Below are 9,562 nucleotides of genomic sequence, written 5' to 3'. Positions count from 1 at the left end.
GGCAGAAGGCAGAAGGCAGAAGGCAGAAGGCAGAAGGCAGAAGAATTTGGGAGATGCAAGATAATAAAGTATTCTCAAAGCTCGCGAGCCCACTCACTACTCACCACTCACTACTCACCACTCACTACTCACTACTCACAACTCACCACTCACAACTCACTACTCACTACTCACTACTCGCAATATCAGTACCAAAGACGTGCTTCTACTTTTTTAAGATAATTCAAGCCGGTTTTATTGACCGGCTTTCTTTTTTCACTGCCGGGGATGCCAAAGATCTGGAACCAGCCTTTTAACCAGCCGGGCAGGTAGGCGGTCTTTTTCAGGTATTCGAAGCTCCATAAAATGGCGGTGGTAACGAAATAGATAAAGGGCAGGTATTTCCAGGCCACTTTGGTTTTATTCACCCACATACCCCGAAGCTTTTCATGGTTTGGCTGGCGGCCCAGCGGCGATTCCTTATGTAAAATAACCACCCGATCGTCGTACACAATATCAAAGCCGGCTTCGATAGCGCGATAGCTCAGGTCGTATTCTTCCATGCCGTAAAAGAAATTGACAGGGTAGTATCCCGTTTTTGCGAATACATCGCGGTGAATGGCATGGGCACAGCCTACAAAATACCCCGTTTGAAAATGATGCCAGTCTTTACGGCGCTCGAATTGTTTATGCGGGAATGCGGTTTTTTGTAATTCTCCGGTTGAATGGTAATATACTTTGAAGGAGATGATGCCGGTGGGGCGGTTGCTTTCGATGACCCAGCCGGTAAAGATCTGCTGAATATACTGGAGGGCGTCGAGGTTACTGAACAGGGCATCGTCGTCGAGGAAAACCAGGTAGGGGGCGGTGGTTTGCTGAATGGCAAAGTTTCGTCCGCGGGAAACGCCCAAATTCTCTTCTGTTTTGAAATAGCGGAAAGGGATCTGCGGATGCTGCGTTATAAACGCTTCCAGCGCCGTATACGGCACTGTTGATTTGTTATTGACAAAGATAACCTCACTGCACAAAGTGGTCACATTTTGAAGCTGGCTGATGTTTTGGGCCAGTTCCAGTGCATCGTCGGGCCGGTTATACGTTATAATAACAATAGCTATACTCATAGGTTATTTAAAATGAGGAAGACCTGTAAGGTCCGCCTTTGGGTTACGCACAATTAATGGGTTTAAGCGGTCCTGACAGGACTGGTTGCTAACTTAAAAACGACCTGTCAGGAGCGCATAAACTTTCTATAAAAACAAGCTCAAATGGCGCACCTTACAGGTCGTTCCGTATTCAATACTACTTTTTCAGCATTGGTTTTACCAGCCATACCAGGTATCCCAGGATCAACAGGGTGAGTAACCAGCCTGTAATGGTTGAGATGCTGTAACCGGTATTATACACTTTTGCTTCAAATTTGAATTCAATGGTGTGTTTGCCTGCAGGTATCAACAGGGCACGCAGCACGTAATCGGCTTTGGCAATGGGTGCTTCTTTGCCATCGATGTAGGCGTGCCAGTCTTTATAGAATATTTCACTGAACACGGCCAGGTGCGGTGCACTGCTGTTGCTTTCGTATTTAATGTTCTCGAAATCGAAATCGGTTTGTTTGATGGTGGCGGCGCTGCTGCTGTCTGCCGGCTGCCAGCCATCGATATTTGATTTGAACCTGTTCTCAACAATGGCTTCTTCGGCCGGGTTGAAACTGTTCAGGCCTTTCATTTCTTCAACAGGACCATTTACAAATTTTACATTCTTCACAAACCATACATTGCCCAATGCATTCGGATTGGGGGCTGCTATAGCGCCGCCCTGCTGTGCCTGCTGGATAATATATTTTGTATTCAGCATGTTGATCACATTCAGGTTGGGTGAACCGGAGAACTGGTATTCTATCAGGTCGTCGTAAATACCCAAACGTGCGGGGTGATAACCACCTATTGATTTGTGATAATAGGAAGTATGTGAATCGCCAATGAATGGATTTTGGCCTGATCCCATATTCAGTACCCTGAAGTTGGGATCTTTGTCCTGCAGAATGGCCTGGTCGGCAGTTGTTAAAGGAAACTCTGATGCTTCATAGTTATCCTTGCTGGCAAAGTTATAGTTGTTCAGGTAGTTGCTGTCCATGCCCAGCAGGTCAATGACAGTTAATAAACCCACACCTGCCAGCATCACCAGGGCATTGATCTTTTTAATAGCAAAAAGATAGATAATACCTGCGGCCAGCAGCACAAAGATCAGCGAGCGCACGATGGTAGACCCAAAAGCGCTTTGGCGGTCCTGGCGCAAGGCTGTCAGTAAGCTTTTGGCAGTAGCTGCATCGCCCTTGGTCTGGTATAAAAAGTTTTCATAAACGTGGTTGTCTATTTCGGCCGGGTACTCCCGGTTTACCTTTTCCATTTCGGCCTGTATATTGGCATTGGCGCCACCACTCATCACCTGGGTCATGGCAGCGGTGCGTTTTTTATTCTCTACGCTGTAGTCGGAAGTAAAGTAAACGGTTGCTGCCATCACAAACACTGCGCCGACAACATAGGCGGCCAGTTGTAATTTTTTAAGGTCAACAGTGGCACTGCTAACCAGTTTTTCCAACGCCAGTACCAGTGCAACAGGTACCACCAGTCCGGTAATTTCAAGCGCCATGGTTGGCACCCGGAATTTATTATAGAATGGGAAATAGTCGAACATGAAGTAATTGAACGCCGGAAAGTGTTTGCCCAATGCCAGCAATACACCCAGGATGGCGCTTGTCAGGATCCACCATTTGTGTTTACCATCCAGGTATACCATGGCGAAAAGGAACAGCATACATACAATAGCGCCCAGGTAAATAGGGCCGGCGGTAAAGGGCTGATCGCCCCAGTATAAATTGCCGCTTAATTGCAGTGCTATGTTACCTGCCTGATCTTCGGGTACGTTTAGTTTCTCGGTCAGTAATTTAGCTACGTGGGAGTTCTCTGTGAGTTTGGGATACATGAACTGATCGCCATCGCGTTCCTCATAGTGTGAACCATAACCCTGAACACCAGGGAACATCAGGGTCAGGGATTCCTGCCAGCCATAACTCCAGCCAAATGCATACTCCTTACTCAACCCTTTTGTTTTGTCGCCGTTCATTACATCGTTGGGGCTTTGTTTTTTATCCATTACCAGCTGACCGCCGCGTTTCGATTCTTTTGAATAGTCGTACACGGTCATCAGGGCTAATGAATTGATGAGAATGCCCAGGATCGCTGCCAGGGCTGTAAATCCTACGGCTTTCAGTTGTTGCGCTATGGCCCCTGAACGGAATGCCTGGATCAGGAAGAACAGCACCATAATGCCCATAACCAGGAACATATAATAGCTTACCTGCTGGTGTCCCTGTGCCACCTGTATACTGGTGAACAGGGCGGTAACAATAAACCCGCTGATGTATTTTTTATCGAATAATAAGATGATACCTCCCAATGCCGCCGGTGCATAGGCCAGGGCCAGCATTTGTGTGTCGTGGCCGGCAGAGATGAAGATGGGGAAGGTGGTACTATAAGCAAAAGCAAGCCCGCCAATAACAGCCACCCAGGGGCGAATGCGCAGGCACATGCTTAAAAAATAAAAACTGATACAGGCCAGGAAGAAGATGTTGATGGGCTTAGGTAATCCCAGCTGCAAGGCCCTGTCTACAAAATTCAATGGGGTCCAGGGGCCATCCATAGCTATCTGGTAAGCCGGCATACCTGCATACATGGCGGGGGTCCACAACGGGAAACGGCCATGTTTTTCTTTGTACAGATTCGACTGGTGCACCATACCCTGCCAGTTGGTAATGTCGCCCTGTTTCATTATTACACCGCTTTCAAGAGCCGGTTTTGCAAAGAATAAGGCTACGATCAGAAAAATACCAATGGATATCAGATGTGGCATTACCTGTTGCCAGAGTGTTTTCTTCATTATTGCAAATAATTAATAGTTGGGCAAAATAATGCAATTTTACAGCAAGTTAAGGCTATATGCAAAGTTTAATATTTTTCAGTCGGGTGGCTTTTATTTGTAATGTTTGCTTCGTATTGGTATGGGTCATGCGCTTTTATCCCATACTTGAGGAAGGGCGTTCCGATGATTTGGTATCCCTGGTGTTAATTTTAGGTATTTTGATCGCTTTTCTGTTGAATATAGTGGTGAACGGCTTTATTCTTGCTTTTTGGCTGCAACGCAAACCTGTTTGGAAACATTTACCTAAATGGCTATTAATAACTAATTTTCTTTTTTTATTTCCCGAGATAATACTTTTTTTAAAATGATCCAATCCATTATTAAGGATAAACCGACCCGCCTTTTTGTATTTTTTACAGCTTTTTTTGTTGCCAATGCCCTTATTGCGGAATGTATAGGCACCAAACTGTTTTCACTGGAAAAGTTACTGGGTACCAATCCTGCCAATATTTCTATGTTCGGTCAGCATGGACTGGCTTTTACCCTAACCTGTGGGGTATTACTGTGGCCGCTGGAGTTTGTTATGACCGACATTATCAATGAATTTTATGGTCCCAAGGCGGTACGGCGCATCAGTTTTATTGCGGTTGGACTTATTTCTTATGCCTTCCTGATGTTTTACCTGGCCATTCATGTACCTGCGGCCGATTTTTGGGTAGCCAGCAGAAAAGACCAGGGCATCCCCGATATGCAACTCGCATTTGATGGCATCTTTGGTCAGGGTATGCGGATCATTCTCGGCAGCCTGGTTGCCTTTTTGGTAAGCCAGATCGTAGATGTGACCGTGTTCCATAAAATAAAGAAACGTACCGGCGAAAAACACGTGTGGTTACGCGCTACCGGTTCTACCGTTGTATCGCAACTGGTAGACAGCTACATCGTATTGTTCATCGCTTTTTCAGGCATCTTTACCTGGCAGCAGATCCTGGCGATTGGTATGATGAACTATACCTACAAATTCCTGATGGCGATAATTCTTACCCCTGTTATTATCATTGTCGAAAAAAGGATTGAAAAATACCTGGGGCATGAAGTAGCCAGGAAAATGAAATTAGCAGCGATGGGAAGGGAAAGTGAATAGTTTAAAGTTCAAAGTTTAAAGTTCAAAGTTATAAGTTCAAGGTTTAAAGTTCAGGGTTTCTGGTTTTGCAGGCTTTGAATTTTAAACTTATAACTTTCAACTTATAACTTCTTCTCCATTACATAGTCTATCATGTAATAGCCACTTCCGATATCGACATCTTCTTCCTTCTTGATTTCAAAACCCAGTTTTTCGTAAAAGAAACGTGCTTTGTTGTAGCGGTTCACATTCAATCGTAAGGTGTGAATGGATTGAGGTTGCAGTTGCGCAATAATGTGATCGATGAGTTGTTTGCCAATACCCTGGCCCTGGGTGCTTTGGTGCACGTATATTTTATGCAGTTTGCTTATGCCGGGTGCTACGGTTGAGTAAGAGGCGAAACCAACCGGTTTCCCATGTTGTTCTACCATTAAAAAAATATGCTGCTGGTTGTTCAGCTGGTCGCGCAGGGCAGCATTGTTGTAAATGAGATCGAGCATATAGGTCAGCTGTTGCGGGGGCACAATGCCATCATAGGCAACAGGCCATATTTCCCGCGCCAGCTGTTCAACAGTGGTAAGGTCGCTTTCGTTTGCAAGGCGAATGTTTATCATAAGCGGCAAAAGTATTACACTTCTTCTGCAATTGTCTCGTTGTTTTTTTGGTGCTGTTGTTTCGACAGCTCCTCATGCAGGCGGATAGATCTTATAGACATGCGGATGGCAAAATACCAGGCTACCAGTGCACAGGCGATCAGCGGCCAGTTGGAGACATATTTTTTTACCTGGGTGCTGTTCTGTAACAACAAAAAGAAATCAAAGGCCCCATGAAAGAAAGCGGCCAGCAGAAAACCTTTTGCCATGTGTATGATGGCATGCGGCTTGTCGAATTTTGCCAGTCCTACATGGTAGCCCATCAATACGGCAAAAGCGCCATGCGAGGGTACCGACAGGAACATACGGATGAGGCCCGTAGTAAAACCATAATTCAATACATAACCGATATTTTCGAGCGTGGCAAAACCCATGCTGATCATTACCGAGTAAATAATGCCATCGAAGGGTTCGTTGAAGGCCGGATTGCGATAGGCATATAGCCGCAGCATCAGGTACTTGCTGCCTTCCTCACTCCAGGCTACGATAATAAATGCCAATAAAAAGTAATACCAGATATCGAAGTTGGGAAACTGAACAAACAGCACCGGTTTCAACAAGGTTTGAATAAGAATGGCGGGTGCCGTGGCCACCATACCGAGCAAAAAGGAGATCAGCAGGGGCTTTAATGGCTCCCGGTCATATTTATCCCGCGAATAAACATATATAGTAATAGCGGCGCCGGGCGCAATAGCCAAAGCTAATAAAGAAAGCATGGCGCCAAGATACGGAAAAGGGCAGAAGGGAGGGGCAGAAGGCAGAAATAGTTGATCAGTTGACCAGTTGACACGTTAACAAGTGACAAGGGAAGACCCTGCCTGCGCAATAGGTCCGGCGGAGGGGCCGGGGGTGGGTTGCTGAGCAGTTAACAGGCTTCATATTATGCGAGGTCAAAATTGCCGATTGCCGATTGCGGATTGCCGACTGCCGATTTAAATGGCCTTGTCAACTGGTTAACTGGTTAACTCGTCAACTTGTCAACTTGTTAACTCGTCAACTTTTCCTATTTTCAGGCTAACATAGTCCCTTAGAATGAGAAAACTATTTCTTTTCATCTGTTGCCTGTTTGTAATTTCATTAGCGCAGTCGCAACAGTTTGGCGGTTATAAACCCGCTACCAGATGGAACCAGATCAATAACGACAGCATCCGTGTTGTTTTCCCTGAAGGGCTGGGGCTGGAAAAACAGGCAACCGATGTAGCGGCCACCGTACAAAAGCTGGCCATACAAACAGCGCCCACCATCGGCAGCCGCTTACGCAAGATCAGCATTGTTTTACATCCTTATACCACTATCTCCAATGCCTATGTGTCATTGGGTCCCTGGCGCAGTGAGTTTTACCTGATGCCGCCGCAAAACCCGTTCGACCTGGGTACCACGCCCTGGTCGCACTCGCTGGCATTGCACGAGTTCAGGCATGTGCAGCAATTTAATAATTTCCGGAAGGGACTATCACGGGTTGCGTATTATTTGTTCGGACAGGAAGGGCTTGCCCTCGCCAACAGCGCGGCGGTGCCCAACTGGTTCTGGGAAGGCGATGCCGTGTACCAGGAAACATTAAAGAGCCAGCAGGGCAGGGGCCGGTTATCGGCCTTTTTTAATGACTACCGCTCGTTATGGATGGCCAATAAAAACTATTCCTGGATGAAACTGCGCAATGGCTCCCTGCGTGATTTTGTACCCGATCATTACCGGCTGGGTTATATGGAGGTAGCCTATGGCCGCGAAAAGTACGGCCCCGAATTCTGGAAGAACGTGACCGATGACGCTGTCCGGTTCAACGGGTTGTTCTATCCATTTCAACACGCTGTAAAAAAATACTGTAATACTTCTTACCGGGAGTTCCGCCAAAATGCACTCAATTATTTTAAAGCCAGCAGCGATTCGTTAGGGAATGATGCGGTGAGCGACTGGGCCGAACAACAAAAACATTTTGCCGGCGATGAGGAGTTTCCGCAATGGGTTGATGGCAATACAGTGGTGCTGGTGAAAAGCAGTTATAAAAAAATACCCGCGTTTTACTTACGCAATCTTACTACCGGTACGGATACCCGCCTGCAGACAAAGGCCATTTCGCTGGATAATTATTTTTCCTATCGCAACGGGCGCATTGTATACGCGGCCTATGAAGCCGATGTGCGCTGGGCCTGGAAGGATTACAGTGTAGTGCGGGTACTGGATGTACATACGGGTAAGGACAGGGCCATTACGCATTTGTCGAAATACTTTGCGCCTGATATCTCTGCCGATGGAAAGACGATTGTGGCAGTAGAGGTACAACCCGGCGGCGCCGCCTGTTTGCATATTCTCGATGCCTCAACAGGCGCTGTGGTGAAAATAGTGCCCAATCCCAAAGGATTGTTTTATAGCCATCCCCGGTTTTATTCGGCCCAAACGGTAGTAACGGCCATTCGCACCAATACCGGTGAAAACACGCTGGCGCTGGTGAATATCAACGATGGTTCTATAGAAGAATTATTACCTGTTTCCAGAAGGGTGGTAGGTTTCCCCGCTGTACAGGGCGATACTATTACGTTTACTGCTGCGGGGCACCAGCAGGACCAGCTGCTAGCCCTGGTAAATAAACAGTTATACTCGGTTCAAACCCCGGCCAATAAAGGCACCGGCAATTACCAGTGGAGCGCTATGAACAACAAGGCCATTTATACGGCTTTTACGGCGGCAGGTTATCACCTGGTGCAACAACCTGTGAATAGAGAAAACTGGCAGCCAGTAAGCGCTGAGGCGTTTACGCAGGCCGCGGCAACACCTTATGATCTGGCTGGTATACAATCAGGGCAACCCATAGGCGTTGATACTGCGCGGCCATACCCCATCAGCCGGTACCACAAGGCGTTTAACCTGGTTAATTTTCACAGCTGGCGGCCTTATATTTCCGATCCGGACTATTCCTTCTCGCTTATTGGCGAAAACGTGCTGAACACGCTGCAAACCGAGGTGTATTTCAATTACAATACCGATGAGAAGTATAAAGAAATAGGCGCTACGGCTGTTTATGGCGCCTGGTTCCCGTACCTGACGCTGGGCGTGGCCGAAACCTTCGACCGGAAGGAAACCGATACGCCTTACAGAACGTGGAATGAGTTGAACGGCCGGCTGGGTTTGCAATTCCCTTTTACGTTCAACAGTGGCCGGTTGTATCGCCGGTTGAATATTTCGGGTGGCATCAACCATCACCAGGTTAACTACACGCAGGCTTCCAAGAATAAGTATGCCGATGAGCAGTTCGAGTTTTTTGATGCCTCCGTTTCTTTTACGATGCAATCGCAGGTGGCCAAACAGCATATATACCCGCGGTTTGGCTTTAGTTTGTTGTCGCGGTACCGGCAAATTGTAAACAACCTGAGCGGGTTTCAATGGTTAACAAGCGCCTCCCTGTATTTGCCGGGTGTGGCGCGTACGCATAACCTGGTTATAACCGGTGCTTATCAAAAACGCGATACCATTGGCGATTACAGTTTCAGCAACAGTTTTCCCATCTCCCGCGGGTACCCGGCAGTTAACCAGTATTCGATCCCCGATATGTACAAGTTGGGTTTCAATTATCACTTTCCGTTGCTGTATCCTGACTGGGGCATAGGGAACATTGTTTATTTTCAGCGGGTGCGCGGCAATGCGTTCTATGACTATACGTATTTAAAATTCTACAGAGATAACCGGTACCTCGAATTCAAGAGTACCGGTGGTGAAATATACTTCGATACCAAATGGTGGAATGAATACAACGTCAGTTTCGGGATTCGCTACAGCCGTATGCTGAACCAGCTGCGCGGGTATGATCCCAATCAGTGGGAGTTTATATTACCGATTAATTTGTTGGGACGGTAGGTGCTTCCCCGGTTCGTAGGTTATTAGGTTTGTGCGTTTATAGTTT

6 protein-coding genes are annotated in these 9,562 nt (G+C 46.9%); 2 read left to right on the top strand and 4 right to left on the bottom strand.

Going from position 1 to position 9,562, the window contains the following annotated elements; all coding sequences use genetic code 11:
- Positions 1–185: 185 nt before the first annotated feature.
- On the bottom strand, positions 186–1,100 hold the full coding sequence (locus tag BMX95_RS33365; RefSeq protein ID WP_081202319.1) for a glycosyltransferase family 2 protein: 915 nt from the start codon (positions 1,098–1,100) through the stop codon (positions 186–188).
- A 178-nt stretch (positions 1,101–1,278) separates the two neighbouring features.
- The gene (locus BMX95_RS33360; protein ID WP_081202320.1) at positions 1,279–3,912 is read right to left on the bottom strand and encodes a hypothetical protein; all 2,634 of its coding nucleotides are present in this window, start codon (positions 3,910–3,912) and stop codon (positions 1,279–1,281) included.
- A 346-nt stretch (positions 3,913–4,258) separates the two neighbouring features.
- Here BMX95_RS33360 and BMX95_RS33350 point away from each other — a divergent pair, with 346 nt between their 5' ends.
- A complete protein-coding gene (locus BMX95_RS33350) occupies positions 4,259–5,035 on the top strand; it encodes a queuosine precursor transporter (RefSeq protein WP_081202322.1) in 777 nt (258 codons plus the stop codon).
- Between the two features lie 101 nt (positions 5,036–5,136).
- Here BMX95_RS33350 and BMX95_RS33345 read toward each other — a convergent pair whose 3' ends face one another.
- Both BMX95_RS33345 and BMX95_RS33340 read right to left on the bottom strand, forming a co-directional pair.
- The gene (locus BMX95_RS33345; protein ID WP_081202323.1) at positions 5,137–5,628 is read right to left on the bottom strand and encodes a GNAT family N-acetyltransferase; all 492 of its coding nucleotides are present in this window, start codon (positions 5,626–5,628) and stop codon (positions 5,137–5,139) included.
- 14 nt (positions 5,629–5,642) lie between these two features.
- Positions 5,643–6,383 (bottom strand): PrsW family intramembrane metalloprotease, encoded by a 741-nt coding sequence (locus tag BMX95_RS33340; RefSeq protein WP_081202324.1) that lies wholly within the window; start codon positions 6,381–6,383, stop codon positions 5,643–5,645.
- A 316-nt stretch (positions 6,384–6,699) separates the two neighbouring features.
- Between BMX95_RS33340 and BMX95_RS33335 the strand changes: the two genes are divergently transcribed.
- Positions 6,700–9,516 carry a TolB family protein gene (locus BMX95_RS33335; RefSeq protein WP_081202325.1) on the top strand — a complete coding sequence of 939 codons (2,817 nt, stop codon included), beginning with the start codon at positions 6,700–6,702 and terminating at the stop codon, positions 9,514–9,516.
- Positions 9,517–9,562: the final 46 nt, after the last annotated feature.

Source organism: Niastella yeongjuensis (genome assembly GCF_900110245.1).
GTDB classification, from domain to species: domain Bacteria; phylum Bacteroidota; class Bacteroidia; order Chitinophagales; family Chitinophagaceae; genus Niastella; species Niastella yeongjuensis.
This window is presented reverse-complemented; position numbering and strand designations above follow the sequence as displayed.